30 protein-coding genes, 1 tRNA gene and 1 pseudogene are annotated in these 26,718 nt (G+C 66.2%); 19 read left to right on the top strand and 13 right to left on the bottom strand.

Features of this window, described 5'->3' with window-relative positions:
- Window positions 1–101: 101 nt before the first annotated feature.
- A complete protein-coding gene (glnA, locus tag NGM29_RS04405; protein ID WP_254160412.1) occupies window positions 102–1,457 on the bottom strand; it encodes a type I glutamate--ammonia ligase in 1,356 nt (451 codons plus the stop codon).
- A gap of 125 nt (window positions 1,458–1,582) precedes the next feature.
- On the opposite strand from glnA, the gene lrp reads away from it, so the two are divergent.
- Window positions 1,583–2,041 carry an HTH-type transcriptional regulator Lrp gene (gene lrp, locus NGM29_RS04400; protein ID WP_254159192.1) on the top strand — a complete coding sequence of 153 codons (459 nt, stop codon included), beginning with the start codon at window positions 1,583–1,585 and terminating at the stop codon, window positions 2,039–2,041.
- A gap of 12 nt (window positions 2,042–2,053) precedes the next feature.
- Here the strand turns inward: lrp and NGM29_RS04395 are convergent, their stop codons facing one another.
- A complete protein-coding gene (locus NGM29_RS04395; RefSeq protein WP_254159191.1) occupies window positions 2,054–2,983 on the bottom strand; it encodes a hypothetical protein in 930 nt (309 codons plus the stop codon).
- Between the two features lie 105 nt (window positions 2,984–3,088).
- On the opposite strand from NGM29_RS04395, the gene NGM29_RS04390 reads away from it, so the two are divergent.
- The 4 genes from NGM29_RS04390 to NGM29_RS04375 all read left to right on the top strand — a co-directional run bounded on the left by NGM29_RS04390 (window position 3,089) and on the right by NGM29_RS04375 (window position 4,892).
- Window positions 3,089–3,469, top strand: coding sequence for a Rid family detoxifying hydrolase (locus tag NGM29_RS04390; RefSeq protein WP_254159190.1), 381 nt, complete (start codon window positions 3,089–3,091; stop codon window positions 3,467–3,469).
- 25 nt (window positions 3,470–3,494) lie between these two features.
- Entirely contained in the window at window positions 3,495–3,734 is a 240-nt protein-coding gene (locus tag NGM29_RS04385) for a DUF7981 family protein (RefSeq protein WP_254159189.1), read from the top strand.
- 56 nt (window positions 3,735–3,790) lie between these two features.
- Window positions 3,791–3,872: transfer RNA gene (locus NGM29_RS04380), tRNA-Ser, on the top strand.
- A 237-nt stretch (window positions 3,873–4,109) separates the two neighbouring features.
- On the top strand, window positions 4,110–4,892 hold the full coding sequence (locus NGM29_RS04375; RefSeq protein ID WP_254159187.1) for a 23S rRNA (uridine(2552)-2'-O)-methyltransferase: 783 nt from the start codon (window positions 4,110–4,112) through the stop codon (window positions 4,890–4,892).
- A 36-nt stretch (window positions 4,893–4,928) separates the two neighbouring features.
- Here NGM29_RS04375 and NGM29_RS04370 read toward each other — a convergent pair whose 3' ends face one another.
- Window positions 4,929–5,921 (bottom strand): ornithine cyclodeaminase family protein, encoded by a 993-nt coding sequence (locus tag NGM29_RS04370; RefSeq protein ID WP_254159185.1) that lies wholly within the window; start codon window positions 5,919–5,921, stop codon window positions 4,929–4,931.
- 123 nt (window positions 5,922–6,044) lie between these two features.
- Between NGM29_RS04370 and NGM29_RS04365 the strand changes: the two genes are divergently transcribed.
- Together NGM29_RS04365 and NGM29_RS04360 are read left to right on the top strand one after the other, a co-directional pair.
- Window positions 6,045–6,842 (top strand): tetratricopeptide repeat protein, encoded by a 798-nt coding sequence (locus NGM29_RS04365; protein ID WP_254159184.1) that lies wholly within the window; start codon window positions 6,045–6,047, stop codon window positions 6,840–6,842.
- A gap of 215 nt (window positions 6,843–7,057) precedes the next feature.
- Window positions 7,058–7,360, top strand: a complete 303-nt coding sequence (locus NGM29_RS04360) for a DUF424 domain-containing protein (protein ID WP_254160410.1) — start codon at window positions 7,058–7,060, stop codon at window positions 7,358–7,360.
- Window positions 7,361–7,416: 56 nt separating this feature from the next.
- On the opposite strand, the gene azf is transcribed toward NGM29_RS04360, so the two are convergent.
- The 3 genes from azf to cofH form a co-directional block, all read right to left on the bottom strand.
- A complete protein-coding gene (gene azf, locus NGM29_RS04355) occupies window positions 7,417–8,166 on the bottom strand; it encodes an NAD-dependent glucose-6-phosphate dehydrogenase Azf (protein ID WP_254159182.1) in 750 nt (249 codons plus the stop codon).
- Between the two features lie 150 nt (window positions 8,167–8,316).
- Complete coding sequence (locus NGM29_RS04350) at window positions 8,317–8,601, bottom strand: hypothetical protein (protein WP_254159181.1); 285 nt, start codon at window positions 8,599–8,601, stop codon at window positions 8,317–8,319.
- A gap of 250 nt (window positions 8,602–8,851) precedes the next feature.
- On the bottom strand, window positions 8,852–10,237 hold the full coding sequence (gene cofH / locus NGM29_RS04345) for a 7,8-didemethyl-8-hydroxy-5-deazariboflavin synthase subunit CofH (protein WP_254159180.1): 1,386 nt from the start codon (window positions 10,235–10,237) through the stop codon (window positions 8,852–8,854).
- A gap of 196 nt (window positions 10,238–10,433) precedes the next feature.
- Between cofH and NGM29_RS04340 the strand changes: the two genes are divergently transcribed.
- From NGM29_RS04340 to NGM29_RS04310, 7 genes are all read left to right on the top strand, one after another.
- A complete protein-coding gene (locus NGM29_RS04340; protein WP_254159179.1) occupies window positions 10,434–12,509 on the top strand; it encodes a hydantoinase/oxoprolinase family protein in 2,076 nt (691 codons plus the stop codon).
- The gene (locus tag NGM29_RS04335; protein ID WP_254159178.1) at window positions 12,506–14,146 is read left to right on the top strand and encodes a hydantoinase B/oxoprolinase family protein; all 1,641 of its coding nucleotides are present in this window, start codon (window positions 12,506–12,508) and stop codon (window positions 14,144–14,146) included. The genes NGM29_RS04340 and NGM29_RS04335 overlap by 4 nt, the downstream gene beginning before the upstream one ends.
- Window positions 14,147–14,341: 195 nt before the next feature.
- Window positions 14,342–15,361: a phosphoribosylaminoimidazolesuccinocarboxamide synthase gene (locus NGM29_RS04330; RefSeq protein WP_254159177.1), complete on the top strand. Its 1,020-nt coding sequence runs from the start codon at window positions 14,342–14,344 to the stop codon at window positions 15,359–15,361.
- A 196-nt stretch (window positions 15,362–15,557) separates the two neighbouring features.
- Window positions 15,558–15,785: a hypothetical protein gene (locus NGM29_RS04325; protein ID WP_254159176.1), complete on the top strand. Its 228-nt coding sequence runs from the start codon at window positions 15,558–15,560 to the stop codon at window positions 15,783–15,785.
- 101 nt (window positions 15,786–15,886) lie between these two features.
- Window positions 15,887–16,312, top strand: a complete 426-nt coding sequence (locus NGM29_RS04320; RefSeq protein ID WP_254159175.1) for a DUF5807 family protein — start codon at window positions 15,887–15,889, stop codon at window positions 16,310–16,312.
- A 106-nt stretch (window positions 16,313–16,418) separates the two neighbouring features.
- On the top strand, window positions 16,419–17,111 hold the full coding sequence (locus NGM29_RS04315; RefSeq protein WP_254159173.1) for a hypothetical protein: 693 nt from the start codon (window positions 16,419–16,421) through the stop codon (window positions 17,109–17,111).
- A gap of 164 nt (window positions 17,112–17,275) precedes the next feature.
- Window positions 17,276–17,680 carry a hypothetical protein gene (locus NGM29_RS04310; protein WP_254159172.1) on the top strand — a complete coding sequence of 135 codons (405 nt, stop codon included), beginning with the start codon at window positions 17,276–17,278 and terminating at the stop codon, window positions 17,678–17,680.
- Between the two features lie 40 nt (window positions 17,681–17,720).
- Here NGM29_RS04310 and NGM29_RS04305 read toward each other — a convergent pair whose 3' ends face one another.
- On the bottom strand, window positions 17,721–18,470 hold the full coding sequence (locus NGM29_RS04305; RefSeq protein WP_425499219.1) for a sensor histidine kinase: 750 nt from the start codon (window positions 18,468–18,470) through the stop codon (window positions 17,721–17,723).
- On the opposite strand from NGM29_RS04305, the gene trpS reads away from it, so the two are divergent.
- Window positions 18,351–19,496 (top strand): tryptophan--tRNA ligase, encoded by a 1,146-nt coding sequence (trpS, locus tag NGM29_RS04300; RefSeq protein WP_425499248.1) that lies wholly within the window; start codon window positions 18,351–18,353, stop codon window positions 19,494–19,496. The two genes, NGM29_RS04305 and trpS, sit on opposite strands and share 120 nt — an antisense overlap.
- A gap of 48 nt (window positions 19,497–19,544) precedes the next feature.
- Here the strand turns inward: trpS and NGM29_RS04295 are convergent, their stop codons facing one another.
- The gene (locus NGM29_RS04295; protein ID WP_254160408.1) at window positions 19,545–20,438 is read right to left on the bottom strand and encodes an isoaspartyl peptidase/L-asparaginase; all 894 of its coding nucleotides are present in this window, start codon (window positions 20,436–20,438) and stop codon (window positions 19,545–19,547) included.
- 134 nt (window positions 20,439–20,572) lie between these two features.
- On the opposite strand from NGM29_RS04295, the gene NGM29_RS04290 reads away from it, so the two are divergent.
- Window positions 20,573–20,872: a hypothetical protein gene (locus NGM29_RS04290; RefSeq protein ID WP_254159169.1), complete on the top strand. Its 300-nt coding sequence runs from the start codon at window positions 20,573–20,575 to the stop codon at window positions 20,870–20,872.
- A gap of 60 nt (window positions 20,873–20,932) precedes the next feature.
- Window positions 20,933–22,195, top strand: a complete 1,263-nt coding sequence (icd, locus tag NGM29_RS04285; RefSeq protein ID WP_254159168.1) for an isocitrate dehydrogenase (NADP(+)) — start codon at window positions 20,933–20,935, stop codon at window positions 22,193–22,195.
- 154 nt (window positions 22,196–22,349) lie between these two features.
- On the opposite strand, the gene NGM29_RS04280 is transcribed toward icd, so the two are convergent.
- The 5 genes and pseudogenes from NGM29_RS04280 to NGM29_RS04260 all read right to left on the bottom strand — a co-directional run bounded on the left by NGM29_RS04280 (window position 22,350) and on the right by NGM29_RS04260 (window position 25,673).
- The gene (locus NGM29_RS04280; RefSeq protein ID WP_254159167.1) at window positions 22,350–22,601 is read right to left on the bottom strand and encodes a lipoyl domain-containing protein; all 252 of its coding nucleotides are present in this window, start codon (window positions 22,599–22,601) and stop codon (window positions 22,350–22,352) included.
- Complete coding sequence (locus NGM29_RS04275) at window positions 22,598–23,632, bottom strand: alpha-ketoacid dehydrogenase subunit beta (protein WP_254159166.1); 1,035 nt, start codon at window positions 23,630–23,632, stop codon at window positions 22,598–22,600. The genes NGM29_RS04280 and NGM29_RS04275 overlap by 4 nt, the downstream gene beginning before the upstream one ends.
- Window positions 23,632–24,651 carry a thiamine pyrophosphate-dependent dehydrogenase E1 component subunit alpha gene (locus tag NGM29_RS04270; protein ID WP_254160406.1) on the bottom strand — a complete coding sequence of 340 codons (1,020 nt, stop codon included), beginning with the start codon at window positions 24,649–24,651 and terminating at the stop codon, window positions 23,632–23,634. Before NGM29_RS04270 ends, NGM29_RS04275 begins: the two co-directional genes overlap by 1 nt.
- Before the next feature lie 242 nt (window positions 24,652–24,893).
- Window positions 24,894–25,260: pseudogene (locus NGM29_RS21405) on the bottom strand (helix-turn-helix domain-containing protein).
- 74 nt (window positions 25,261–25,334) lie between these two features.
- Window positions 25,335–25,673, bottom strand: coding sequence for a cupin domain-containing protein (locus NGM29_RS04260; protein WP_254159164.1), 339 nt, complete (start codon window positions 25,671–25,673; stop codon window positions 25,335–25,337).
- 106 nt (window positions 25,674–25,779) lie between these two features.
- On the opposite strand from NGM29_RS04260, the gene NGM29_RS04255 reads away from it, so the two are divergent.
- Window positions 25,780–26,304, top strand: coding sequence for a DUF5817 domain-containing protein (locus NGM29_RS04255; protein WP_254159163.1), 525 nt, complete (start codon window positions 25,780–25,782; stop codon window positions 26,302–26,304).
- Window positions 26,301–26,654 carry a hypothetical protein gene (locus NGM29_RS04250; RefSeq protein WP_254159162.1) on the top strand — a complete coding sequence of 118 codons (354 nt, stop codon included), beginning with the start codon at window positions 26,301–26,303 and terminating at the stop codon, window positions 26,652–26,654. Before NGM29_RS04255 ends, NGM29_RS04250 begins: the two co-directional genes overlap by 4 nt.
- The last annotated feature ends 64 nt before the right edge of the window (window positions 26,655–26,718 follow it).

Below are 26,718 nucleotides of genomic sequence, written 5' to 3'. Positions count from 1 at the left end.
AGGAACCGATTGGACGACCGTGCGCTCCTCTCGTCGGCACATCCGACAGCACGAAGAAGAACGAAACCAGCGAGCGACGCGGGCGGTGATCCAGTGAAGCGCTAGAACGTCTCGAGGTACCGATCGAGTTCCCACTCGGAGACGTCGACCAGGTACTCCTGGAACTCCTGGCGCTTCGCCTCGACGAACTTCGGTCCGACGTGCTCGCCGAGGGCGTCGTAGATGACGTCGTCTGCTTCGAGGGCGTCGACTGCCTCGCCGAGGTTCGTCGGGAGCGTTTCGATGCCGTACTCCTCGCGTTTTTTCCCGTCGAACTCGTAGATGTTCTCCCGGACCGGGTCGGGCGCCTCGAGGTCGTTCTCGATGCCGTCGAGACCCGCGTGGATCATGACCGCCAGCGCGAGGTAGGGGTTACACGAGGGGTCGGGCGAGCGCAGTTCGATGCGAGAGGCCGCCGGCACGCGAGCGGCCGGCTTGCGGATGAGTGCCGAGCGGTTGCGGTCGGACCAGGCCACGTAGACGGGCGCCTCGTAGCCAGGCACCAGCCGCTTGTAGCTGTTGACGATCGGGTTCGCGATCGCGGTGATCGCTGGGGCGTGCTCGAGGACGCCCGCGAGGAACGACTTCGCCGTACTTGAGAGGTTGAACTCGTCGTCGCCGTCGTGGAACGCGTTCTCGCCGTCCTCGGTGAACAGCGAGATGTGCGTGTGCATCCCGGAGCCGTTGATCCGCGGGATCGGCTTCGGCATGAACGTCGCGTGGTAGCCGTGCTGGGCCGCGATGGCGCGCACGACCGTCCGGAAGGTGCCGACGTTGTCGGCCGTGGTGAGCGCGTCGTCGTACTCGAAGTTGATCTCGTGTTGTCCCTCGGCGACCTCGTGGTGGCTCGCCTCGACCTCGAAGCCCATGTTCTCGAGGCCGTAGATGATGTCCCGGCGGACGTCGCTCGCGAGGTCCTTCGGCGCGAGGTCGAAGTAACCGCCGGCGTCGTTCGTCTCGGTCGTCGCGCCGCCCTCTTCGTCCTCCTCGAACAGGAAGAACTCGGGTTCGGGCGCGGCGTTGATAGAGTAGCCGAGGTCCTGGGCACGGTCGATTGCCTGCTTCAGAATGTAGCGCGGGTCGCCCTCGAAGGGGTCGCCAGTGGAGGTGTTGTAGACGTCACAGATCATCCGGGCCGAGGCGCTCTCGCCGCTCTGTCTCCACGGGAGGATGGCGAACGTGTCCGGGTCGGGCACGAGACGCATGTCCGACTCCTGGATCCGTACGAAACCTTCAATCGAGGAGCCGTCGAAGTAGATTCCCTCGGTGAACGCCTTCTCGGCCTGGCGGGCCGGAACGGCGACGTTTTTGACGACGCCGAGGATATCGGTGAACTGGAGCCGGAGGAAATCGACGCCTTTCTCCTCGATTTCGTCCAGCACCGCCTGTTCGGTCGGGGTGATGTTTCCGCTTGTCATCTTCTCGTCGTCCTCCTCAACGATGTCCACTACTAAAATCCTGCTGTTGTGAGCAATTCTCCCGTCTCTCGATCGAAATTGGATATTCGTAAAGTTCTAATGGTGGGAGTGAGTTGGTAGACGTGATGACGTACGAAAATCTCGACGCAAAGTTAGTGAATGCACTTCTGGGCGACGGACGGGCGAGCCTCCGCAGCCTCGCCGAGGATCTCGACGTCTCCGTGACCACCGTCTCGAACCATCTCTCGGCGCTCGAGGACGACGGCGTTATTCACGGCTACACCCCGAAGATTGACTACGATGCCCTCGACTACGACGTCACGGCCGTCATCCAGCTGAAAGTCGAGGGGAACGCCCTCCCCGACATCACCGAGACGCTGAAGGAGCACAAGCAGATGATCTCCGTCTACGAGGTCACCGGCGACTACGACGTCATCGCCGTCGGCAAGTTCACCGACACCGACGGGATGAACGACCAGATCAAGGCCCTCCTCACCGACCCCGATATCAAGGAGTCGAACACGAGCGTCGTCCTCAACGCCGTCTCCGAGAACGAGCAGTTCGAACTCGAGATCGAGGAGTAGCGCCTCGAGACGCTACCGCGAGTTGCGCTCTCGCGCCTCGATCACGTATTCTATCGTCAGAAACTGTCGACCGAAGAGCCACATCTCGTGGCTGGCGTGCAGTCGGTCCTGGCCGCCGCCCGCGACCGGCCAGACGCGAAACTGCTGCTCCATCGGCAGGCGGATCGCACCGAACGGCGTCACCAGAAAGAGGCCGCCGTCACCAGGGCCCCGCGTGGTGAAGGTCACCCCCTTTGCACCTGACTCGAGCGAACACTGCTCCGGCCGGAGCACCGTCGAGAGGTTGCTCGCCGGCAGGGGGACGGCGACGTTCGCGTACGTGACGACCGCTCGCTCGTGGGTCGCGTAGGTCGCGACGAACACCGCCTCGCCGGAGTCGGGATCGATTCGCGTCCAGACACGGGCGTCGCGCGGGTCCGCCGACGTCGGAACCCGTGCCAGTCGACTCTCGAGGCGACGCGTCCGCCCGTCACTCCGTCCGGGGAGGTTGAGCTGCTCCAGGCGAGCGGTCGCGAATGAGGCGAGCCACGCGCCGAGGCGGAAGCCGCGGTGCCAGCGCGTTTCGTAGACGAGGTCGTAGTCGCTCGTCCGTTCGTAGAAGCGGCGAACCGCGGGGTGGACGTCGTCGGGATCGAACGCGTCGACCGGGCCGGACTCGAGGTCAGTTCCTGGACGCTCGTAGACGTCGAAGTCCTCGAGTTCGCCCGCGACTGGTTCGGTCTCGAGTCCGTTCCGGGCCGCCCAGTCGGGGCCGACGTAGCGACCGCCGAACAGCGGAGAGAACGGCCGGTCGGCGACGAAACGCGCTCGAACGACGCGCCAGCAGCCGACGAGAGCGACGACTGCGAGCACGACGACCGCGAACGCGACGACGAGGAGCCAGCGTGCTCGGGATTGTAGTCGCGAGCAAGCACCTCCGCGACGCCACCTCGAGGGCCTCATCGGTGAGCCATCGGGTCGCGGGCGGCTTATACTGTCGGCCTCGTTCGCGAACCCCGCCCGAACGTTTCGCCGGTTTTTAAGTCACCCTGTCGAGTTGCCTCGCACATGAAGCGCATCATCAGCACGGACGACGCACCGGCAGCCGTCGGCGCCTACAGCCAGGGAACGACCAACGACTCGATCGTCTTTACCGCGGGTCAGATCCCGCTCACGCCCGACGGCGACCTGCTCGACGACGAGCCGATCGACGTCCAGACCGAGCAGGCTCTCGACAACGTCGAGGCCGTCCTCGAGGAAGCGGGCGCGGCCATGAGCGACGTGCTCAAGATGACCGTCCTCCTGGATGACATCGAGGAGTTCGGGGCGATGAACGAGGTCTACGCGAGCTACTTCGACGACGAGCCGCCGGCCCGGAGCGCCTTCGAGGTCGCGAACCTGCCGAAAGGCGTCGGGATCGAGATCGAAGCGATCGCCAGCCTCGAGTAGTCGAGTCGTGGTCGGAGCCGTAAACGTGGACGCACGCCTGAAATCCGCCGCCCTCTGGGGTGCCGTCGGCGCGATGACGTTCCTCGTGCTCGTCCAGGGGTACGCCCTTGCCGTCGAGCCGCTGGTGTCACTGACTCGAGCGGGACTGGTCGCGCTGGTGGTCGGCGTCGGGACTGCGACGGTGGCGTACCGCCTCGAGCCGCGAGTGGCGCGGTGGGCGGCAGGACGGGCCGGTGACGACGGCGCGGACGGAGAGCGGAAGTGACGCCCGTCGACTCCTTACGTAACAGTTAAACGACCCACCCGGCTATGCTCGAGTGAGCCAGGATGGCCGAACGGTAAGGCGCACGCCTGGAAAGCGTGTTCCCTTTCGGGATTCAGGGTTCAAATCCCTGTCCTGGCGTCTTTTGCTACGAACAATCCGCGAGTGGCGAATGTCCATACGAGGGAATGGCATCTATTGCCACGAGTAAACTTCCAAAAAATCGACTCGCTCCTTCCACGCTGCCCGAGGTGGGATCGATTGCGTCAAGCCTTACCCCCTCGAGCGCGTCTGTCGGAACATGACCGACTATCGCGCCCACCGTCTGGCGTTCGGACGCGCGGCGAACCGAGGAGTCGAGATTCGAGGTGGGGATTGATGGGACGAGGGAAAGACGACTACTACAATCGCGCAAAACAGCAGGGGTACCGCTCGAGAGCGGCCTACAAACTCAAACAGCTCGACGACCTCGAGTCGCTCATCGAGGGCGGCGACACCGTGGTCGACCTCGGGGCGGCCCCCGGTGGCTGGCTCCAAGTGGCTGCCGAGAAGGTCGGCCCCCGCGGACGTGTCATCGGCGTCGACCTCCAGCGGATCAAGGATCTCGAGGATGCCGAACTCGCCGATCGCACGGAGACGCTTCGGGGCGACATGACCCAGGAGAAGACCCTGAAGCGGGTCCTCGACGCTGCGGATGGCCCCGTCGACTGCGTCGTCTCGGACATGGCGCCGAACATGTCCGGAGAGTACTCGCTGGACCAGGCGCGCTCGCTCCACCTCGCCCGGATGGCCTTCGAGACGGCCCTCGAGTTGCTAGACACAGGGGGCAACTTCGCGGTAAAGGTGTTCGAGGGGCCGGACGTGGATGCCCTCCGGGCGGACATCGACGACGAGTTCCAGTACGTCAGAGCGACCAGTCCCGACGCCTCGCGGCAGTCCTCCTCGGAGATCTACCTCCTCGCCAAGGGACGCCTAACCGCCCCGGTCGAGGTGGGCGATGAACTCGAGGTCGAGATTATCGACACGGGATCTGAGGGCGACGGTATCGCGTCGGTAGAAGGCTACCGCCTGTTCGTCACTGGAACCGAGAAAGGAGAGACGGTCCGGGTTCGCGTCGAGGACGTGAAGCCGAACTTCGGGTTCGCGGAACTGCTCGAGTGACTGTACTCCAGAAGTGGTGAATCGCCCGACTCGAGCCTACTTCTGGACGCCGACGAGGTCGAACGGCGAGCCGTTCTCGTTGCTCGCGGCCTGTTCGTAGACGACGTGAGCGGCCGCGACGTCCTGGATCGCGAGGCCGGTCGAGTCGAAGACGGTGACGCCGGTGTCGGCGTCGCGGCCGGTCTTCTCGCCGACGACGAGCTGGCCGATCTCGCCGTAGATGTCGTCGTCGGTGAGGACGCCCTCGTTGTAGGGGACGTTGATCTCGCCGGAGTGGGTGCACTGCTTGTGGTCGTCGATGACGATGCGAGCGCCCCGGAGGAGGTCGTCGGCCAGTTCGTGCTTGCCCTCGGCGTCGGCCCCCATCGCGTTGACGTGGGTATTCTCCCCAACGTCGTCGGGGCCGACGATGGGTGTCTCGACGGGCGTCACCGTCGAGAGCACGTCGCAGTGGCCGGCCTCGCTGATCGAGCCCTCGCGGACGTCGAAGTCGTCACCGTAGGTGTCGACAAATCGCCGGACGCGCTCGTCGTCCAGGTCGCTGACGACGACCTCCTCGATGGGTCGAATCTGGGCGATGGCGTCGAGTTGCGTGTACGACTGGACGCCAGCCCCGACGATGCCCAGGCTCGTAGCGTCCTCGACGGCCAGGTAGTCCGTGGCGACGGCGGCCGCCGCGCCGGTGCGCTTCATCGTGAGTTCGGTGCCGTCCATCACCGCGAGCGGGAACGCGGTCTCGGGGTCGGAGTAGATCATCGTCCCCATCACGGTCGGTAAGTCGTGGTCGGCGGGGTTGTCGGGGTGGACGTTGACCCACTTCAGCCCGGCGGCGTCCCAGTCCCCAGCGTCGAGGTAGGCGGGCATCGACCGGAAGTCCCCGTTGTACTGGGGGAGGTCGATGTAGGACTTCGCCGGCATCTGTGCGTCCCCGCGCTCGTAGGCGGCGAAGGCGTCCTCGACCGCGCCGATGACGTCCGCCATCATCGCGTTCTCGTCGACGTCCTCGCTGTCCAGCAGGAGCGTTTGCATACCCGCGAATTTTGCGGGCCCGTACTTAATACATGAGAATTCCTCGTCTCCGCTCGAGGCGACCACCTGATCGGCTGTCACCCGAACGCAGGCCTTAACCCGCCAGCTACCCAACCTGAGGACATGACCGACCGCCAGGAGGATTCAGACCGCAGGCACCGCTTCTCGGAGGGGGCCGGCTTCGACGAGTCCTACGAGGAGTTCGACCTCGACCCGCCCGAACTCGACGTCGACCCCTCGCGGGTCGACCCCATCGACTCGCGGGCACTCGCCGACATGCTCGACGAGCGACAGATCGGGAGCGAGGACGTCGACGCCCAGGAACTAATCGACGTCGGCCTCAGCTACACGCAGATCAACCGCTACGAGCAGGCAACCGAGGCCTTCGAGCGCGCCGCACAGTTCACCGACGACCCCGCCACAGAGCAGGAGGCCTGGGTCAACAAGGGGGTCGCCCACGCCGAACTCGAGGAGTACGACGAGGCCATCGGCGCCCACCGCGAGGCCCTCCGCATCGCCCGCGAGGCCGAAGAGGACGCCGGGGAGTACGACCGCGCCTCGCCCGAGCACACTGCGACCGCTCACACCAACCTCGCCTACGCCCTCTGGGAGTTCGGCGAGACGGCCGAAGCCCTCGACCACGCCGAGCGGGCCGTCGAGGTCGACGACCGCTTCGCCGAGGGCTGGTACAACCGGGCGTTCTTCCTGGCCGACCGGGGGCTCACCGAGGACGCGCTCCACTCCATCGACAACGCGATCAGGCTGGGACTCCGCAACGCACCGGTTCTCGAGGAGAAAGCCCGGATTCTCGAGGAACTGGGCGAGGACGAGCAGGCCGAGGCACTCGCCGAAGAGGCGAACGAACTGCGCGAACAGGCCGAACAGCAACTGGTCGAAGAGCGCGAGCAGATGCGTGAGTGATCGTGACGTCGACGAACGCCGACGCGGACGATGAGTTCGAATCGGACGAGGATACGCTCAAGGAGAGCGTCAACTCGAGTTCGAACGCCGAGGCTGGGACCAGTGAGGACGTCGGCAAGGTAAATGCGGATGCTGACGCTTCGACTGGCGAGAACGTCGACGGAGCGAACGCGGATGCCGACGCTGGGGCTGTCAAAGGCGCCGACGATGGCCCGATGTTACTCGTCGAGCGCCAAACGCCCAAAGGTCTGCTCGTCTCAGTCTGCGATCGGAACGTCCTCGGAGAGTCCTTCGAGGCCCCGGACGGTCGTGCCTCCATCACCGTCACCGAGGACTTCTATGGCGAAGGGGCCGACGCGGTCGACGAGGAAGCGGTCATCGACAGCCTCTCGCGGGCGAGCGTTGCCAACCTGGTCGGAACGGAAACGGTCGAGGTGGCGATCGACTCCGGGTTCGTCGACGCCGAACACGTCCTCGAACTCGAGGGGACGCGACACGCCCAGTTCTTGCGGATGTAAGTGCTGCAGAATGCGGATGTGAGCGCTGCAGAAGCTGACGTCTCGCAACCGCCGCCTTACTCGTGAGCCGCCGAGTTGTCCCGCGGCTCGTACCCGAGCACCTCACGAGCGCGCTCGAGCGAGTAGTACTTGCGGTCGTTGTCGGAGATACCGTAGACGATCTCGTAGCCGTAGTCGGCCTCGATCGCCCGGTCGAAGAGGTGGGCGCAGTCCCGGTAGGAGAGCCACATCGCCTGCCCGCGCTCGTAGTCGACGGGCGGGTGGTCCTTCGTGAGGTTCCCAATCCGGACGCAACACACCGAGAGGCCGTACTCGTCGTGGTAGTACCGGCCGAGAGTCTCCCCGGCGGCCTTCGAAACGCCGTAGAGGTTGCCGGGGCGGGGGAGTTCCGTCCCGTCGAGGCGGAACTCGTCGTGCACGCGGTAGAGGTCCGGGGTCCGCTCGTCGGTCTCGAAGGCGCCGACGGCGTGGTTCGAGGAGGCGAAGACGACCTTCTCGACGTCGGCGTCGACGGCAGCCTCCAGGACCGTCTGGGTGCCGTCGATGTTGTTTCGCAATACGCTGTCCCACGGAGCTTCCGGACGCGGGTCGCCCGCGAGGTGGATGACGACGTCGACGCCCTCTATAGCCTCGCGGACGGCCGTCTCGTCGACGATGTCGGCGACGACGGAGTCGTGGGTCTCGGCGTACTCGCCGGTCAGCGGCTCGCGGTCGAGCAGCCGCCAGTCGTAGTCTTCTGCGAGGTCGTCGAGGATCGCGGTCCCGACGCGGCCTCCAGCCCCCGTGAGCAGGACTGACTGTTCCATTCGTTCGGGTGGTAGTGCAGGGGTGATAAGAAACGTGCGGTTCGTGATTCAGATTCGTTATTCGTTATTCGGGGTTCGTTATTCGGGGTTCGTTATTCGGGATTTCTGGCTGACCTCGCCGCCGACTCGAGGTCGCCCCGAGATCGTCTCTTATCGTCGCCGAATGCGATACCGGTCGCCGTCGAGGGCCTCGAGCACGCCCGGCTCGCGTAGGCTGACGACTCGGCCCGTCGGCGTGTCCTCGAGTTCGGCGCGTGCGTCTACGGCCTCGAGCGTTCCGAGCAACTGAGCTGAGGGCGGTTTCTGGGCTGCCCCGCAGTCGTAGATCGTGAGCAACCCGCGTTTGCCGGAGCTCCGCTCGTAGACGACGACGTGGGCGTGGTTCGGCAGGTGCCAGCGGTTCTCGGCGCCGGTGGCGGGTGCGAGGTGGTTCATACGTGCCACTTCAGGCGCTTCCGTGATAGACCTCCCGGCGTTCGATGTCCCGACCGTTGGACTCGTGTACGGGTCCGTGTGTCCGCTCGCGGGAAACTGCCGCTTGAGCGTCATACCCGCTCACATACTATAGATTTTATAGTTTGAATGCTGGCCACGTGTCTCGACCTCATCGTCGAATAGCAAACCTGTGAGTCTCGAGTCAGAAATCCTGCACGATCGATTTCACCCGTGACCCGGTCGCTGTGGCCTACTCCGGGATCGATTCCACGCCGGTTGTGGCCCGTTCGTCCTCGAGCAGCGGCGTCCCGTCGGCCTTCGGCCCTAGTCGTGGTCCGAACGGCGGATCGTCGGGGTCGATCACGCGCCGCTCCCGGTAGTCCGTCGAGCGTTCGACCGGCACGCGACCGATCGAGGTGATGAGGTCGACGTAGTCCTCGAAGGATCGGAACTCGCCGTGTTCGCCGCCGGCGCGAGTCGTGATCTCCTCGGAGAGGATCGTCCCCATGAAGTCGTCGGCACCGCAGGCGAGCATCTTCAGGCCGCCCTCGTCGCCGTACTTGACCCACGAGGACTGGACGTGGTCGATGTTGTCGAGAAAGAGCCTCGAGACGGCGATCATGAGTTCGTCCTCGTCGCGGCTGGCCCCGCCCGAGACGACGCCGTGTTCATACAGCGGCGTGTTCTGGTGGACGAACGAGAGGGGCACGAACTCGGTGATGGCGCCGTCGACGCGCTCCTGGAGGTCCCTGACTTCCTGCAGGTGCATCGCCCGATGAGCCTCGTTCTCCACGTGGCCGTACATGATCGTCGCTGTCAGACCGAGACCGACGTTCGCGGCGGCCTCCATGGCCTCGAGCCAGTCGTCAGTTCGAATCTTCCCGGGACAGATGACGTCGCGAACCTCGTCGACGAGGATCTCGGCGGCGGTTCCCGGAACCGTGTCCAGCCCGGCGTCCTGCAGTCGGCCGTACACCTCCTCGTAGGACCAGTCGGTTCCCCGCCGGGCGTGGTATCCCTCCTCGGGGGTCATCGAGTGAACGTGGACGCCGTCGACGCTCATCGCCTCGAGCTGGTCGGCGTAGGTGCCGAGATCAGTTTCGTACGTGGCGGGCGGCTTGTAGTTGACCGCCTTCGGGTCCGGGTGGGCCTCGAGGATTTCGAGGTGCTCGTCGTCGAGGGCGAACCCGGGGTGGAGTCCCGAGACCGAGGTCACCTCGTAGATCCCGCGCTCGACGGCGTCGGCGACGATTTCGCGCGATTCGGCTGGCGTCTTGGTGAACCCGGCTGTCTCGAGGCCGTCGTAGTCGCGCTCGAAGGTGTGGGCGGCGTCCTTAAAGTTGCAGAAGAGGCAGCCGACGTTGCACGCGGTCGTGACGTTGTTGTTGAGGTTGGCGACGAAGGTGACCTCGTCGCCGACGACGGCCTGGCGGCGGTGGTCGGCCGCCTCGAGCACCCGCTCCTTGCGCTGGCGGTCGATCCCCTCGCGGTCGGTCCCCGTCGTGAACAACTCGACAGCGTCGTCGACCGTGAGCCGCGTCCCGTTCCGCGCCTTCTCGAGGGCGTTCTCAAACGACTGGTCCGTCTCGGGAACGTGCTCGAAGGCGAGGTCGGCGTCGGTGACGGGGGGTTCCATCGTCGGTACGATGGACGCAGAGCAGGAAAAACGTGGTGAAAGTGGCCGATTCCGCTGTCCACCGTCTTTCACTTCGGCTGCCACCGTCGACGTGCCTCGAAGGTCTGCCAACGCTTTTTGAGGTCGTCTCGTATAGACCGGATATGAGTCCGAACGAGCCCCTCGCGGGACCAGCGGAGACGGCGGAGGCGCGGTGATGGACGCGACGACGCACGTCGGCGTCGACGTCGGCGGCACGTTCACCGACGTCGTCCTGGCGACCGAGGACGGCCTGACGACCGCGAAGGTCCCCTCGACGGCCGATCAGAGCGAGGGCGTCCTCACAGGGATCGAGAAGGTCTGTGAGAAGGCGTCGCTCTCGCCCGAGTCCGTCGAGACGTTCACCCATGCGATGACGGTTTCAGTGAACGCGCTCCTCGAGGGCGACGGCGCGACGACCGCACTGGTCACGACGGAGGGGTTCCGCGACGTCCTCGAGATCGGTCGCCAGGACCGCCCGTCGCTGTACGACCTCTCGGTCGAGCGGGTCGACCCGCTCGTCCCTCGCCGCCGTCGGTTCGAACTCGCGGAACGGGCGACGACCGAGGGCGTCGTCGATCCGGTCGCCCTCGAGGACGTGAACGACCTGGTCGACTGCCTCGCCGAAGCCAGGACCGAGATCGAGAGCGTGGCCGTCTCGTTTCTCCACGCGTACGCGGATCCCGCGAACGAGGCCGCCGTCGCGGACCGACTACGGGAGGGACTCGAGGTGCCCGTGTCGGCTTCCCACGAGGTGCTCCCCGCGTTCCGGGAGTACGAGCGGACCTCGACGACAGTCGCGAACGCCTACGTCTGCCCGGCGATCGACGCCTACCTCGGACGGCTCGTCGAACGGACTCGAGCCGCCGGTCTCCCGGAACCGCGGGTGATGCAGTCCAACGGCGGCATCGCAGACCTCGACGCCGTCCGTGAACGGGCGGTGACGACGGTGCTCTCGGGGCCGGCGGCGGGCGTCGTCGGGGCGGCCGCGACCGCCGAGACCGCAGTCGCGGACGCGGGTCTTGAGGGGCTCGTCACCTTCGACATGGGCGGTACCTCGAGCGACGTGAGCCTCGTCCGCGACGGCGAAGTCGCCAGAACTACGTCAGCTGAAATCGCCGGCCACCCCATCGCGACGCCGATGGTCGACGTGACGACCGTCGGCTCCGGCGGTGGCTCGATCACGTGGGTCGACGCCGGCGGCGCCCTTCGGGTGGGCCCCGAGTCGGCGGGCGCCGACCCCGGTCCGGCGTGCTACGGTCGCGGGGGGACCGAACCGACCGTCACCGACGCGGCCGTCGTCCTCGGCTACCTCGGCCAAGACGCGACCCTCGGCGGCGAGGTTTCCCTCGACGTCGGCGCCGCCCAGAACGCGCTCGTGGAACTGGCAAAGGAGGCGGGGCTCGAGTCAGCCCGCGAGGCCGCCGCCGGGGTCTACCGCGTCGCGAACGCGACGATGACTCGCGCCATCCGATCGGTGACCGTCGAGCGCGGCCACGACCCTCGCGAGTTCGGCCTCGTGGCCTTCGGCGGCGCCGGACCGATGCACGCCGCCGCCGTGGCAGACCGGCTCGGGATGGATCGCGTCGTGATCCCCCTCGCCGGCGGGGTGCTCTCGGCATACGGCCTGCTCGACGCCGACGAGAAACACGACCGGGTGCGAACCCACCGAACGCCGCTCGAGGCGGCCGACCGCGAGGTCCTGGAGGAAATCTACGCCGACCTGACAGCCGACGCGCTCCAGGACGTCGACTCCAGCGGCGACCCAGTCGTCGAGCGACGCGCCGACCTCCGGTACGCCGGCCAGAGCTTCGAACTCGAGGTGCGCGTCGACGACCCGGTCGACATCGCGACCGTCCGCGAGCGCTTCGGCGCGGCCCACGAGCGCGCCTACGGCTACCGGATGGACGAGCCAATCGAACTGGTCGCGCTCGGGGTGACGGTCCGCGCGAGCCGCGAGGCACCGTCGATCCGTTACGAGGGACGGGGGGAGGGAGAGGACGAGGACGCACTCGGGTCTCGAACGGTCTTCTTCGACGGCGAGGCCCACGAAGCGGCGATTCTGGTCAGAGACGCCGTCGTTCCCGGCACGACGCTCGAGGGGCCGGCCGTCCTCGAGGACGAGGAGAGCACGACGGTCGTCCCGCCGGGGTGGTCCGGTTCGGTGGGTGAGAACGGGGAACTCGTCCTCGAGCGCGAACGGATGAACGAGCCCGGCCAGAAAACCGGGACCAACGGAGGTGAGCGCCCGTGACCCTCGACGCCGTGACCCTCGAGGTGCTCCGAAACCGGCTCGAGGGAATCGCCGAGGAGATGGGGCACGTGTTGATCCACGGGGCCTACTCCCCGAATATCAAGGAGCGGCGGGACTGCTCGACGGCGCTGTTCGACGCCGAGGGCCGGATGGTCGCCCAGGCCGAGCACATCCCGGTCCACCTTGGGGCGATGCCGGAGGCGGTGCGGGCGGTACGCGAACGCGACCCTGAACCAGGTGAGGCGTACGTCCTGAACGATCCGTTTACCGGGGGAACGCACCTCCCTGACGTGACGATCGTCGCACCGATCGACGTCGACGGCGATATCGTCGGCTACGGGGTCACACGAGCCCACCACGGCGACGTCGGCGGGATGACCCCGGGGAGCATGCCCGCGGGAGCGACCGAGATCTACCAGGAGGGGCTGCGATTGCCGCCGACGCGGCTCGTCGTCGACGGCGAGGTCGACACGAACGTGCTGTCGCTCGCGCTGGCGAACGTCCGCAACCCCGCCGAACGCCGGGCGGACCTCCGTGCCCAGCTCGCCGCGACCGACCGGGCCCGCGACCGGGTGCGCGAACTCGTCGCCGAACGCGGTCGGGCGTCCCTCGAGGCGGCGTTCGACGGCGTCATCGAGTACTCTCGAGAGCGGATCGAGACCGAACTCGAGGCGATTCCCGACGGTACCTATCGGGGACGCGACTGGCTCGAGGGCGACGGCATCGATGAGTCGAAGATTCCGCTCGAGGTGGCGGTCACGGTCGACGGGGCGACGGTGGACGTCGACTTTGCGGGGACGGCCAACCAGGTGGCCGGCAACATGAACGCGCCGCTGGCGGTCGCCAGGAGCGCGGTGTACTTCGTCCTCAGGGCCGTGACGGACCCGGACATTCCGCCGAACGACGGCTGTTACCAGCCGGTGACCGTGCGTGCACCAGCGGGATCCGTTCTGAACCCGAACCGGCCAGCGGCCGTCGTCGGCGGAAACGTCGAAACGAGCCAGCGGATGACGGACGTTGTGCTCTCGGCGTTCGCCGAAGCCGTCCCCGGGCGTGTGCCCGCCCAGAGCCAGGGCACGATGAACAACCTGATTATCGGCAGTCGCGACGCCGAGGGCTTCACCTACTACGAGACCATCGGCGGCGGGTTCGGCGCCCGCCCCGACCGCGACGGCGTCGACGGCGTCCAGGTCGGGATGACCAACACCCTGAACACGCCGATCGAAGCCCTCGAGGCGGCCTACCCAATGCGCGTCGAGCGCTACGCCCTCCGAGCGGGAAGCGGCGGCGACGGGCGCTATCGCGGCGGCCTTGGCCTCGAGCGCTCTATTACTGTCGAGGTCGACGCGACGGTCTCCCTGCTCACGGAGCGACGGCGACTCGCTCCTCGCGGCGCGAGCGGCGGCGCGGACGGCGCCACGGGAGAAAACCGAATCGACGGAAGGGTCGTCCCCGCGAAGACGACGGTCGACGTTGAGGCCGGCACCACCGTCACCGTCGAGACGCCGGGCGGCGGCGGATACGGCGACCCGGTCGAGCGCGACTCGAGTGCGCGCGAACGCGACGCCCTCGACGGAAAGTCGGTCGCCGGGAAGTCAGCGGAGTCGGGAGAGCCAGGAAAGCAGAGAAGTCGATGACGGCCGAGGCGACCCAACTCGACGACTAAACTCGAACCGATACTGAAACCTTTTAGGCGCCCGTACTGGCATCTCGAGTATGCACGGCGGCCTAGTGGCTCTCTCCGGACCCACGCGCACATTCGCGACGACGGCACCGACGAGCACCCGAGAATCCAACCCGACGAACCGGCCCACGGTTCGGGGGTGGCACGCGTGACGAGCGTCAAGGAGTTCCGCATCGACGAGGAAGCGACCGCCGACAAACTGGGGTCGGGCGCGTTCGTCTTCACCGACGACTACTCCGTTTTCGACTGGGGGAAGATGCCCAATCAGATCCCCGACAAGGGCGCGAGCCTCTGTACGATGGGCGCGTACAACTTCGAACTGCTCCAGGACGCCGGTGTCCCGACGCACTACCAGGGCGTCGTCGAGGACGGCTCGGTGATCCCCCTCGAGGCGGCCACTCGTCCGCCGTTCGAGATGGCGATCGACCTCACCCAGGTCCCCGACCTGCCTCACGAGGGTCGTACCTACGACTACGACGCCTACCACGCTGCGGCCGGCAAGAACTACCTAATTCCTCTCGAGATCGTCTTCCGCAACGAGGTGCCGATCGGCTCGAGTCTGCGCCGACGAACCGACCCCGAAGACCACGGCCTCGAGTTCGACACCTGGCCCGAGGGCGCGGTCGACCTCGAGACGCCGATCGTCGAATTTTCGACGAAGTACGAGGAGGGCGATCGCTACCTCTCCCGGGAGGAGGCCGACGTCATCGCTGGTAAAGCGGACATCGAGGTACTCGAGGCGGTCGCCCGCGAAGTCAATCACGCAATCACCGAACAGGCCGAGAAGGCCGGACTCGTCCACCAGGACGGCAAGATCGAGTGTCTCTACTACCGGGGCGAGATTCGCGTCGCCGACGTCGTCGGCACGTTCGACGAGAACCGCTTCAGCTACGAGGGGGTACAACTCTCGAAGGAGGTCATCCGCCAGCACCACAAGCGAACCCAGCCCGACTGGGTCGACGCCGTCACCGACGCGAAAGAACGCGCCAGGGCCGAAGACGTCGCCGACTGGAAGTCCCTCTGCGAACGGGAGCCCCAGCCACTCGACGAAGACGTAATCGACATCGCTCGAGCAATCTACTGTGCCGGGACGAACGCCTACGTCGGCCGCGAAATATTCGAAGCGCCGTCGCTGTCGGCGGCGATTGGGGCCGTCCAGCGGCTGTAGGCCTAGTTGGGCCGTCCAGCAGCTATAGGTCCGCGCTCGACGCCTTTCAGCAGTTAGGATATAACCAGCACCGTCCAGCGTCGTAGGCTGCGATCGGGCTGGAATCGATTCCCCCTCGAGTCATCTTCCCACGGCGCCCGATACCGTTCCACAATCACAATTATTAACGATAATTTTCGGACAAAGTAACGCTCATATGGGTCGATTCCGTACGATCGATCGATACCCAATCACCATGTTGGCCTTCCTGTCCGCCGATCCGACGACCGCAATCGCCATCGTCGCGAGCATCGCACTCGTCTCGCTCGTGTCCATCGTCACGTTCTTCGCACTGGCCCCAACCGTCTCCCCGACGTGGGCCGAGCGACTCGACGCCGGCTCGAGCGCGCGTTCGTTCGAACACGAACCGCAACACGGCGACTGATCGACGACGACCGGTTTTCCCTTTTACCGCACTCGGCTCGAGTTCACTGACCCTCGCTCGAGTGCGCGCCATTTTTCACCCGTGACCTCCTCGAACGTGGTATGACCGAGGCACGCGAGGCGTTTCTCGCCGGCGAACGACCGGAGGACGTGGCGCTCTTTCTCGCCGACTCCTACGTCTCCGACGACCGACTCGCCGAGTACGGCGACGCCGTCGAGGGTGGCGTCCTGATCGTCATCGACGGCGAGCGCGGCCGAAACGCGTTCAAAGCGGCGACCGGCACCGGCGCGATGGAGTTCGCCAGGCTGGCGATGGAACACGAGGGGATCATCGACGACGATCTCGCTGGTGGGACCTGCCCGGACGAACTCGAGGACGGCGACCACGACACCCAGTTCGTCTTCGCGTTCGCCGAGGAACAGAACGAGGAGGTCGGCGGCATCTACGCCGAGGGCGACGTCGTCCACGCCTACGCCCAGTGCACGTGCGGGACGGCGTACTCCGATCGCTGGGCGGTCCAGGACTGAGGCGGGGCGCGATTCGCCGCCAGAACAGGTACAGGCGCTCGAATCCACCTACACCCTCGAGTGTTCCAGACGCAACGTTTTCCGTACAGACGACGTAGGCGCACCCATGAGCGTCGATTCGCCGTACGAAACCGACACCGGAACCGGTTTCTCGAGCAGAGAACTGCAGGTCATCGGTGGAGCTTCGATTCTAATGGCGATCAACGTCGCGCTGATGTACGCCGTCGTCCTCACCCCGCTCCAGGAGGCCAACGCGTACCTCTTCCAGTTCCCCATCGTCGGCGTCCTCGTCTACGGGGCCGCGATCACGGGCGGCGAGATCGTCGCCGAACGCGGCGTCTCCGGGGGCAACCTTGGCATCGCCTTCGTCGGCATGGTGATCCTGCAACTCGCTTTCGGCGTCTTCGGCGCCGGCGTACTGGGATTCGTGCCTCGAGCCCAGCAACCACAGATTCTCGCTGTCACGGCGGTCGTCGTCGCCGTCGTGACCGCCGTGATCGCCACCTACGTATACGCCCGCTCGAAGACGTTCGAGTCCTGGGGTCGCTTCGCCACGTACGCCTTCATCGGCGGCGTGGTGGCCATCCTGATCGGGACGTTCGTCGAACCCGTCTTGCTGGCAGGCTTCGTCCTGATCTTCCTCGGCTTCTTGCTCCGACTCGGCTACGAGATCTGGCAGGTTCGGGACAAACGCAACGCCTCGGTCGCCCTCCAGACCATCGGCGTCTACATCGCCGTCGCCGGGGTCTTCGTCCACGTGCTCCAGCTCGTGATTCGACTCGTGGCCTCGAGGGGATAATGGACGATTTTCGTACGTGCTCGGAGATTCCCACCGATCGTTTTCTCTCGCATATCGATCGGAGTCGATGCTCTGCCGAGGGCCGAGCGACCGCCGCCCGTCAGACGCGTCTGACGGGTGACTGACTGACCTTTTTGGCAAGGTGTGTGGTAGCAGGAGACCCAATGGCTGTCACGTTCCGTGAGCTCAAAGCGGACGGGTCGAAAGCAGGTGACGAGGAGCCGGCGAGAGGGACCGACACCGAAACTAAAGCTGAAACTGAAACCGAAACCAGCGTCAACGTCGAGGCGGCGTTTACGCGCCAGGGCACCGACGGCGACGCGTTGGGCGATCAGGCCTCTGACCGACGGGAACTCGACGAGCGCACCCTCCGACAGCAGGTCGCGATTCTCGAGCGTCTAGTGCGCGCCGAACGACGGCGAAACCAGGTCGTGATCGACCACTACGAGCGGGTACTCGAGGAGCGGGAAGCGGGCGGCGAGCGAGCGGTCCGGGAGTCTAAAACGGAGACGAAGGCAGAGACGGAGACGGAGTCACTACTCGAACGCGTGCTCTCGAGGCTCGGGTGAGAACGGCAGTTTCGAGAGGCAACGACAGCGACCGGCGCCGCTACAAGTCGAACTCGAGTCCCGTGATTTCGAACCGAGCACCGCCGTCCTCGCCGTCGGCGACCCGGATCGACCAGTCGTGGCCGGTGACGATCTGTTCGACGATGTAGAGACCGTATCCGGTGCCGTCGACTGACCCGGTGTACCCGAGGTCGAACACCTCGTCCTTTCGGCTGTCGGGAATCCCTGGCCCGTCGTCCTCGACGGCGAAGCCGCGGGGGATTCGCTCGACCCTGATTCGACCTCCTCCTGCCGTTCGCTCGAGACCGTGCTCCCCAGCATTTCGAAACAGATTCTCGAGGGCCTGGACGCGTTCCGAATCGCCGTAGGTCACGCCCTCGAGATCGTGCTTGAGGACGGCATCGTCGATCGGCACGTTTCGCCAGGCTCGATCCACGACGGCGGCGAGGTCGACCGGTTCGACCGAATCGACGATCCGCCCGTGACGGGCGAGTTCGAGCATCTCGCCGGTGAGCCGTTCCATCCGGTCGAGGGCATGTTCGACCTCGTCGGCGTGAGCGGGGTCGCCGCTGTCGCGATAGGCCTCGAGGTAGCCCCGCGCGGTGCTCATCGGGTTTCGGAGGTCGTGGCTGACGATGCTCGCGAACTGCTCGAGTCGTTCGTTCTGGGACTGAAGTCGGGCCTCGCGTTCGGCTCGATCGAGGGCGACCTCGACGTTTGCCGCGAGGATCTGCGCGAGGTCGACGCTGAACGGCTCGAGCGTTCCGCTTGTCGTTTCGAAACCCAGCACGCCGTGAGAACCGAGCGGGAGCACCGCGACGACGGCGCCGTCTTCGAGGCTGCCGAAGCGGGCGACCCGCACGCAATCGTCACCGGACGCGGTCCCTCGGGACCGATGCACCTGGGTCACGTCCTCCCGTTTTACCTCGCGCGGACAATCCAGCGCGAGACCGGCGCCACGGTGTACCTGTCGGTCTCTGACGACGAGAAGTTCCTCGCGAAGGGTCAGTCCTTCGCGTCCATCGGCCAGGCTACGCGCGAGAACCTGCGCGATCTGCTGGCGGTGGGCTTCGATCCCGAGCGGACTCGAATCGTGATCGACACGGCCGACGCCGACGTGGTCTACCCGATTGCCGTTCGCCTGTCGAAACACCTCACTCCGGCGACCGTCGAGGCCGTCTACGGCGAGCAAGACACCGTTGGCCTGCAGTTCTACCCCGCCGTCCAGGCGACTCACCTCCTGCTCCCGCAACTCGTCTCGGGTCGCCAACCGACCCTCGTCCCCATCGCCGTCGACCAGGATCCCCACGTCCGGGTCTGCCGGGACGTCGCCGCCAGAGAGGCGCTGCCGGTCGAGAAGCCGGGCGCCCTGCTCGGTCGATTCCTCCCCGGTCTCGAGGGGCCCGGAAAGATGAGTTCCTCGGGCGCGGCACCGTTGATCGAGCTGACCGATAGTCCAGAAATCGTCGCCGATACGATCCGCGAGCACGCTTACAGCGGCGGCCGCTCGAGCCTCGCGGCCCATCGCGAACACGGCGGCGATCCCACGGTCGACGTGGCCTTCCAGTACCTGCGCTACGGGTTCGAACCGGACGACGACCGCCTCGCTGACGTCGCGGCCGACTATCACGACGGGTGCCTCCTCAGCGGCGAACTCAAGGAACTCGCCGCCGACCGAATTTCGGAATTCCTGGCCGACCACCAGCGTCGCCGGGCGGCCCTCGGCGACCTCGAGGACGAACTCGAGCCGTATAGATTGACGACTGCGGAGCGGCGGGCGGCGCTCGAGGCGGCGGGCGTGCCGCAGCTGGGGTAGCTCGTCCTCGAGATTCTTACTCGAGCGAAGAACTCTGCAATCCGGCCACTACCGGCTCGACGCGCTCACTCGAGCCGTCTGCATCGCGTCGCTGTTGTACGCCGCGCCGATCCCTCCACGGGAGTCGATGGCGATCACGCCAGCGCTCGAGCCAGTCAACTCGCCGAACTCCTCGATGGCGAGGTCCGTGGCCGCCTGCGCGTCGAGACCGCGCTCGACGTGGCGGGCGACGCGCCGCGAGAGGGTGACCCGGGCGATGTCTTCGCCGGCACCCGTCGCGCTCACGCCGGCGGCGGGGCAGGCGTAAAAGCCCGAACCAACCTGCGGGACGTCGCCAACGCGACCGGCGAGGGCGAGCCAGCGCCCGCCCGTGGAGGTGGCCGCCGCGATCCGCTCGCCGTCGAAGGCGACCGCGCCGACGGTGTCGTGATCCTTCGGATCGTCCCGGCCGTCGGGGTCGGATTGCCCGTACTGGTCGCGAATCCACTCGAGCTGGGCTTTCGGGCCGCCGTCAGGGGCCTCGAGGTCGGCCCACTTCTCCCGGGTGCGTTTCGAGCGGAGGTCCACGCCCGTCTCGATCCCGTACGCCTCCGCGAGCGCGACCGCGTGCTCGCTCGAGACGAACCCGTGGGGCGTCTCGTCCATGACCAGGCGGGCGACGCTGACGGCGTGCTCGACGCCGGGCATCGAGCAGGCCGCGCCCACGCGTCGGTCGTCGGTCATGATCCCCGCATCGGTTCGGACGACACCGTCGCTCTGGATGGCGCCGCCGACGCCCGCGTTGAATCGGGGCGAGGACTCCAGGACGTGAATCGCGTTCTCGACGGCGTCGACTGGCGTCTCGCTTTCGGCGCCCGCGTTCGCGGCCGTCTCGAGGACAGTTTGTCTAGATTCGGGCTCTTTGGGAACGGTTCCAGCGCCGCCGTGGACGATGACCTGCAGTTGAGAGGACATACTGTGAGGCGGTTTCGGAACCCAGATGATTCTTGCCATCCCGTTGGCGGTCCTGTGGCAACGAACTCCCGATCCGAGACAATCCCACACACTTAGGAGGACACCGCTTGTACGGACCGGCGATGAGCCCGGTCGCGTTTCTTATCCTCTTCTGTGCGGCGATGACCGCCATCGCCGCCAGTCGCATCGACTGGGGTGCCAGCGACGAGTTCGGCGAACCGGAGGGGACGACCGGCGTCATCCTCGGGTTTACGATCCTCGCCGTCAGCTGGTTCGGCCTCGAGGAGGGGTGGCTCTCCTCGCGGTGGCTCTCGCTCGCGCTCGCACTCCTCGGGGCGGTCGCCGTCGTCCTGGGGCTGGTCGTGCTGGCCGGGGGCTCGAACGCGGACGAGTCGCAAGACGCGAACGTGCTCGAGAAGTGAAGCGCTAGCCAGCCCAAATGGGAGGTCTTTTACCCCCGAGCAAACCACCTACGAACGATCATGAGCTACGAGCAAGTCGAGGTCCCCGAGGACGGGGAGAAAATTACGCTCGCCGACGAGGAAACCGGCGAACTCGACGTACCGGAAAACCCGATTATCCCGATTATTCACGGCGACGGCATCGGCACCGACGTCGGTCCCGCCGCCCAGAAAGTACTCGACGCCGCCGCGGAAGCGACCGGCCGATCGATCTCCTGGATGCGCGTCTACGCCGGCGAGAGCGCCCGCGAGCGCTACGACGAGAACCTCCCCGAGGACACCGTCAGCGCGATCCGCGAACACCGCGTTGCGATCAAGGGTCCGCTAACGACCCCCGTGGGAGCTGGCTTCCGCTCGCTCAACGTCGCCCTGCGCCAGACGCTCGACATGTACGCGAACGTCCGTCCGACCTACCACATCGACGGCGTCCCCTCGCCCGTCAAAGAACCTGAGAAGATGGACATGATCACCTTCCGGGAGAACACCGAGGACGTCTACGCCGGCGTCGAGTGGGAAGCCGGCACTGACGAAGTCGAGCAGGTTCGTACGTTCCTCGAGGAAGACATGGAGATCGCGGACGTCATCCACGACGGCCCGGTCGGCATCGGCGTTAAGCCGATCTCGGAGTTCGGGTCGAAGCGCCTGATCCGCGAGGCCATCGACTACGCCATCGCCAACGAGCGCGACTCGGTCACCCTGGTCCACAAGGGCAACATCATGAAGTTCACCGAGGGTGCCTTCCGTGACTGGGGCTACGAACTCGTCGAGGAGGAGTACGGCGACGACGTTATCACCGAGGACGAACTTTGGGACGAACACGACGGCGACCAGCCCGAGGGCACCGTGGTCGTCAAGGACCGCATCGCCGACAACATGCTCCAGCAGCTGCTGACCCGCACCGACGAGTACTCGGTCATCGCCACGATGAATCTCAACGGCGACTACATGTCCGACGCCGCCGGCGCCCAGATCGGCGGCCTCGGCATCGCCCCTGGTGCCAACTTCGGTCACGGCCGCTGTCTCGCCGAACCCGTCCACGGCTCCGCGCCGAAGTACGCCGGCAAGGACAAGGTCAACCCGACCGCGATGATCCTCTCGGGCCGCGAGATGCTCGACTACCTCGGCTGGAAAGACGCCGCCGACCTCGTGCGCGACGCCGTCGAGGAGACCATCTCTTCAGGAACCGTGACCTACGACCTCCACCGCCAGATCGAGGGTGGCGAGAAGGTCGCTACGAGCGAGTTCGCCGACGCCGTCGTCGAGAATATCGAGAAACTCGCGTAGGCTCGTTTCTCGAACTCTGGCGGCAAAGCCGCCAGAACATCGAAAAACTGTCGTAGACACCCTCTCGAGCGCGGAACCCGGCTCTATCTATCGGTTTTTATAGTCGAACTCGAGCGCAGGTACGGCTTTCGAAGGGGATCGCTCGAGTCGCCGCTCATCCGCTCTCGATCCGGCCCAGCGAGTCCCCGCGGCGGAACTCCTCGTTCTCGCCGACGCGAATCTCCGCGAGCGTCCCCGAAGCGGGTGACGACACGTCGATACTGACCTTCTCGATCTGGATCTCACAGAGGGTGTCGCCTTCCGCGATGGACGCTCCCTCGCGGACGAACCACGTCGCGACGACAGCCTCGTCCACGTCCTCGGCGTCGTCCGGCCAGATCGACTCGGAATCGAGGTCGACGCTCATTCTCGAACCGACTCGACGGCCGCAACGATGTCAGCCGCGCTCGGCTGGAACTCCTCCTCGAGCGGGCGCGCGTACGGCACTGGCGTGTCGGGCGCGGTTACCCGTTCGACCGCCTCGAGGTCCTCGAGCGCGCCTTCGGTTGCCCTGGCGATCAGTTCGCCGCTGACGCCGTAGGAGCGATAGTCCTCGTCGACGACGACCAGCCGTCCGGTCTTTTGGACGGACTCGAGGACAGTTTCGGTATCGAGGGGAACGAGTGTCCGGAGGTCGATCACCTCCGCGTCGATCCCATCGTCGGCGAGGTCCGCGGCGGCCTCGAGCGCCCGGTGGACGTGCAGGCCGAGGGTGACGATGGTGGTGTCGTCGCCTTCGCGCTTGACGTCGGCCTCGCCGAAGGGGATTTCGTATGGTTCTTCGGGAACACCGGTTTTCGGCCCTTCGGGGGCGGGCATCCACGCCAGTCCCATCAGCCGCTTGTGGAACATGTAGACCACGGGGTCGTCGTCGCGGATCGCGGCGTGCATGAGCCCCTTGGCGTCGTAAGCGGTGGACGGCACGACGACTTTCATCCCCGGCAGGTGCGCGAAGGTGCCGTACAGCGTCTGGGAGTGCTGGGCGGCGTCGTTGTAGGTGCCGCCGACGGCTGTCATGAGGACCATCGGGGCCGATACCGAGCCCCCCGACATGTAGGCCGTCTTCGCCATGTTGTTGTAGATCTGGTCCATCGCGACGCCGAAGAAGTCGGCGAACATCAGTTCGACAATGGGGCGCATCCCCTGCATGGCCGCGCCGAGGCCCGCGCCGATGAACCCCGTCTCGGAGATCGGGACGTCCATGACCCGGTCGTGCCCGAACTCCTCGAGGAGCCCCTGGGTCGAGTCGAAGATGCCGCCGTAGTCGGCGACGTCCTCGCCCATGACGAAGACGTCCCTGCTCTCGTTCATCTCGTGGGCGATAGCCTCGACCATCGCTCGGCTCATCGTCAGTTCGCGCCCGGCTGCGTCGGGGTCGGGTACGTCGGCTTGCGCCATCACCGCTCACCTCCGTCGGTCGCTGCGAGTTCCCGCTCCGGGCGCTCAGGCCACCCCTCGAGCGCGTCCGTGAAGACGTCCTCGTAAGCGTCCTCGGGGTCCGGCTGGGGCTGCTCTTTCGCCCACTCGATCGCCTCGTCCACCCGGTCGTGTGCCCGCTCGCGAATTTCCTCGAGGTCGTCTCCCTCGACGCCGTGCTCGCGGAGTCGGTCCGCGAGCCGTTCGATCGAGTCGCGCTCTTGTGCTGCCTCCACGTCCGCGTCGGATCGGTAGGCCTCGGGGTCGCCCATGAAGTGGCCCATCCGGCGGTGGACCTGCACCTCGAGGAGCGTCGGCCCGTTGCCGTCTCGCGCACGACCGACCGCCGTCTCCGCGGCCTCGTAGACGGCGACGGCGTCGTCGCTGTCGATGCGTTCGCCACGGACGTCGAAGCCTCCGGCCCGCCTCGAGCCGTCCTCGACGTCGGTGACACGCGCTTTGGGCATGCTGATCGCCCAGTCGTTGTCCTCGATGACGAACACGACTGGGAGGTCCTGGACGGCCGCGAGGTTGAGCGACTCCAGGAAGCCGCCCTGGCTGATCGCGCCCTCGCCGAGGAAGGCAACGGCCACGTCGTCGGTGTTGCGCTTTTTCGCCGCGAGGGCGGCTCCGACCGCCGGCGGACAGCCCTGGGCGATGATGCCGCTGCAGGCGAAGTTCATGTCGGGATCGTACAGGTGCATGTGTCCGCCTTTTCCCTTCGACAGCCCCGTCTCCCGGCCGAAAATCTCGGCGGTCATGCGCTTCAGGTCGACGCCTTTCGAGATCGCCACGTGGTGGGGTCTGTGCGGAGCCGTCACCGTGTCTGTGTCCCGGAGGTGGGCACAGACGCCCGCAGCCGACGCCTCCTGACCCGCCGCGAGGTGTAGTTCGCCTGGAATCGGCCCCGCGGAGATGTCGAAGGCAGGTTGTTTCCCCTCGAGGTACTCCTCCTGTAAGCGTTCCTCGTAGTATCTCGCAGTTACCATCTCCTCGTACATCTGTCGGAGCGTGGGTGTTCCTGGCATGCTCAGGTGACACACACCACGAGCAAGCGCTTAAACGTAGAGAGACGCCCGTGAAGTGAACAGTCCGGAAGACGGATACTTCATCTAGGGGTACTCGAGCGGAAATCGTCGCGCGAGTGATTCCAGATCGCTCGATTGTGACGCTAGGGGCCGTCTGGTTCGTCTGGTTCGTGCGACTCGGCTGATTCGTCCGAGCCGTACGTCTCGAGCGATTTTCACTCCAGGCGAAGCAGTTCGCGGATGCCGTGTTCGAGAATCGCCTCGCCCATCCCGCTTGCCCGGTAATACGAGTGGAGGCCGCGGCTGTCGGGTGTCTTCCGCTTCCGGTTCTCGACCAGCCCTACGTCGACCAGTTCGTCGAGGTGGTAGTGCAAGGTGTTCCCGCGCAGGTCGAGGGCCTCCCGGAGCTCGGTCGCGCTCATGGCACCAGCCTCGACGAGGGTGTTGAGGATGCGAAAATCGGTACTCGTTCCCGATCGCCCGCTGCATGTCGAGGTACGCCTCGAGCGGGAGGACGCTGTACTCGGGAAGGATCCCCTCGTCGTCCAATAGTCCGACGTCGCCGCGGGGTTCGTCTGCCATTAACGAAACGCAGTCCAGCCACCGTCTTAACCGTTCTCGGCTCCATGATCGCGACTCGAGCGACGGCTGAGCCGCTACTCCTGCCAGGTCGGATTCTCCCGCGGCGGGTCGAAGATGTCCACGCCGCGAACCGTCTCCTCGCCACGGTTCTCGGCGGCGTGGGGCTGGCCTCCGGGGATGCCGTAGGCGTCGCCCGGTTCGCAGACGACCTCCTCGCCGTCGGTCAGGAACGTCAACTCGCCCTCGTAGATGAACCCCGTCTGCTCGTGGGGGTGGCTGTGCTCTTCGACGGCCGCGCCGGGTTCGATTTCGAAGTGCTGGACGTTCATCGAGTCGGTCCCGGCCATGATCGCGAGGTGGACGCCGTCGGCGGCTTCCATCGTCTCGAGGTCGGACAGCGATACGTGATCCATGCGTCCGAATGGACGGCCACCACCGTAACGATTTGCGCCGCGGCAGCGCGTTCACTTTCGCCGCGGTTCCCGAACGTTCAACCGGACTCGACCCGAACGAGAGCGCATGTACGCCGTCGTCGGGTGCAGCGAGTGTTCTCACCTCTGGTTGCTCGAGGGGCGATCCGAGACCACGAAGTGCCCCCGCTGTGGCTCTCGCAAGCCCTACGAGCGCCGCAAGAAGTTCGTCGAGACCGACGACCCCGACCACGCCCGCGAGGTGCGCGCCTCGATGCTCGCCAACCGGCAGGGCCAGGGCGAAGCGTTCGCCCGCGTCGACTCCTTCGCCGACCTCGAGAGCCGGGTCGCAGACGGCGTCGTCAGCGACGAGGATTACCTCGAGGAGTCGGGTCTCGACGTCGAGGAGGTCGCCGCCGCGGGTGAACGCGACCCGCGCCAGCCGACGAGAAGCGGGAGCAAGAAGGACGTCGTCGAGCAGGCGTTGGCGGACCTCGAGGAGCCGACCGAAGACGAGGTGATCGCCTACGCGGGCGACCGGGGGGTCGACGCAGGATACGTCCAAAAGGCCCTCGAGAAACTCGTTCGCGCCGGCGAGGTCAGCGAGAGCCGCGGGCGATATCGATCGCTATGAGCGAGTCGCTCGAGGTCCAGCGGACGATCATCGGGCTCGGACTCCTCCTGGCGGTGCTCGTGCTCGGCTACGGCACGGTCATCTCCGAAACGGTGCTCGGCGTCGACGCGACGACGGCCGCGATGTGGGTCCTGGCCGGAACGTTCGCCGTCAGTTCGATCGTTCACGCCTGGATCGGTCAGTACGGCTTCGCGCTGGGTCACGCCGGTGGCGCCTTCGGCTGGGGAGCCGTCTTGCTCGGCTCGAGCGCCGCAGAGGTCGGCATCGGTCTGGTTTTGCTCGTCCTGTCGGGAGTCTACCTCGCCCTGATGGGGCGGCGTGGGGCGCGGACCGATGCGGCGTCGACCTAGCGCTCGACCTCGTGGTCGACCTCGCATTCGTCCTCGTATTCGATCCCCGCTCATCTCGTCCTCA

Origin of the sequence: Natronosalvus rutilus, from assembly GCF_024204665.1 — an archaeon.
In the GTDB taxonomy this organism is placed as follows: Archaea; Halobacteriota; Halobacteria; order Halobacteriales; family Natrialbaceae; genus Natronosalvus; species Natronosalvus rutilus.
This window is presented reverse-complemented; position numbering and strand designations above follow the sequence as displayed.

What these genes read in the sequence shown, in the direction of transcription:
- glnA (WP_254160412.1), bottom strand. Translation starts at nt 1,457, where the DNA reads ATGACAAGCGGAAACATCACCCCGACCGAACAGGCGGTGCTGGACGAA.
- lrp (WP_254159192.1), top strand. Translation starts at nt 1,583, where the DNA reads ATGACGTACGAAAATCTCGACGCAAAGTTAGTGAATGCACTTCTGGGC.
- NGM29_RS04395 (WP_254159191.1), bottom strand. Translation starts at nt 2,983, where the DNA reads ATGAGGCCCTCGAGGTGGCGTCGCGGAGGTGCTTGCTCGCGACTACAA.
- NGM29_RS04390 (WP_254159190.1), top strand. Translation starts at nt 3,089, where the DNA reads ATGAAGCGCATCATCAGCACGGACGACGCACCGGCAGCCGTCGGCGCC.
- NGM29_RS04375 (WP_254159187.1), top strand. Translation starts at nt 4,110, where the DNA reads ATGGGACGAGGGAAAGACGACTACTACAATCGCGCAAAACAGCAGGGG.
- NGM29_RS04370 (WP_254159185.1), bottom strand. Translation starts at nt 5,921, where the DNA reads ATGCAAACGCTCCTGCTGGACAGCGAGGACGTCGACGAGAACGCGATG.
- NGM29_RS04365 (WP_254159184.1), top strand. Translation starts at nt 6,045, where the DNA reads ATGACCGACCGCCAGGAGGATTCAGACCGCAGGCACCGCTTCTCGGAG.
- NGM29_RS04360 (WP_254160410.1), top strand. Translation starts at nt 7,058, where the DNA reads ATGTTACTCGTCGAGCGCCAAACGCCCAAAGGTCTGCTCGTCTCAGTC.
- azf (WP_254159182.1), bottom strand. Translation starts at nt 8,166, where the DNA reads ATGGAACAGTCAGTCCTGCTCACGGGGGCTGGAGGCCGCGTCGGGACC.
- NGM29_RS04350 (WP_254159181.1), bottom strand. Translation starts at nt 8,601, where the DNA reads ATGAACCACCTCGCACCCGCCACCGGCGCCGAGAACCGCTGGCACCTG.
- cofH (WP_254159180.1), bottom strand. Translation starts at nt 10,237, where the DNA reads ATGGAACCCCCCGTCACCGACGCCGACCTCGCCTTCGAGCACGTTCCC.
- NGM29_RS04340 (WP_254159179.1), top strand. Translation starts at nt 10,434, where the DNA reads ATGGACGCGACGACGCACGTCGGCGTCGACGTCGGCGGCACGTTCACC.
- NGM29_RS04325 (WP_254159176.1), top strand. Translation starts at nt 15,558, where the DNA reads ATGGGTCGATTCCGTACGATCGATCGATACCCAATCACCATGTTGGCC.
- NGM29_RS04320 (WP_254159175.1), top strand. Translation starts at nt 15,887, where the DNA reads ATGACCGAGGCACGCGAGGCGTTTCTCGCCGGCGAACGACCGGAGGAC.
- NGM29_RS04315 (WP_254159173.1), top strand. Translation starts at nt 16,419, where the DNA reads ATGAGCGTCGATTCGCCGTACGAAACCGACACCGGAACCGGTTTCTCG.
- NGM29_RS04310 (WP_254159172.1), top strand. Translation starts at nt 17,276, where the DNA reads ATGGCTGTCACGTTCCGTGAGCTCAAAGCGGACGGGTCGAAAGCAGGT.
- NGM29_RS04290 (WP_254159169.1), top strand. Translation starts at nt 20,573, where the DNA reads ATGAGCCCGGTCGCGTTTCTTATCCTCTTCTGTGCGGCGATGACCGCC.
- icd (WP_254159168.1), top strand. Translation starts at nt 20,933, where the DNA reads ATGAGCTACGAGCAAGTCGAGGTCCCCGAGGACGGGGAGAAAATTACG.
- NGM29_RS04280 (WP_254159167.1), bottom strand. Translation starts at nt 22,601, where the DNA reads ATGAGCGTCGACCTCGATTCCGAGTCGATCTGGCCGGACGACGCCGAG.
- NGM29_RS04275 (WP_254159166.1), bottom strand. Translation starts at nt 23,632, where the DNA reads ATGGCGCAAGCCGACGTACCCGACCCCGACGCAGCCGGGCGCGAACTG.
- NGM29_RS04270 (WP_254160406.1), bottom strand. Translation starts at nt 24,651, where the DNA reads ATGTACGAGGAGATGGTAACTGCGAGATACTACGAGGAACGCTTACAG.
- NGM29_RS04260 (WP_254159164.1), bottom strand. Translation starts at nt 25,673, where the DNA reads ATGGATCACGTATCGCTGTCCGACCTCGAGACGATGGAAGCCGCCGAC.
- NGM29_RS04255 (WP_254159163.1), top strand. Translation starts at nt 25,780, where the DNA reads ATGTACGCCGTCGTCGGGTGCAGCGAGTGTTCTCACCTCTGGTTGCTC.
- NGM29_RS04250 (WP_254159162.1), top strand. Translation starts at nt 26,301, where the DNA reads ATGAGCGAGTCGCTCGAGGTCCAGCGGACGATCATCGGGCTCGGACTC.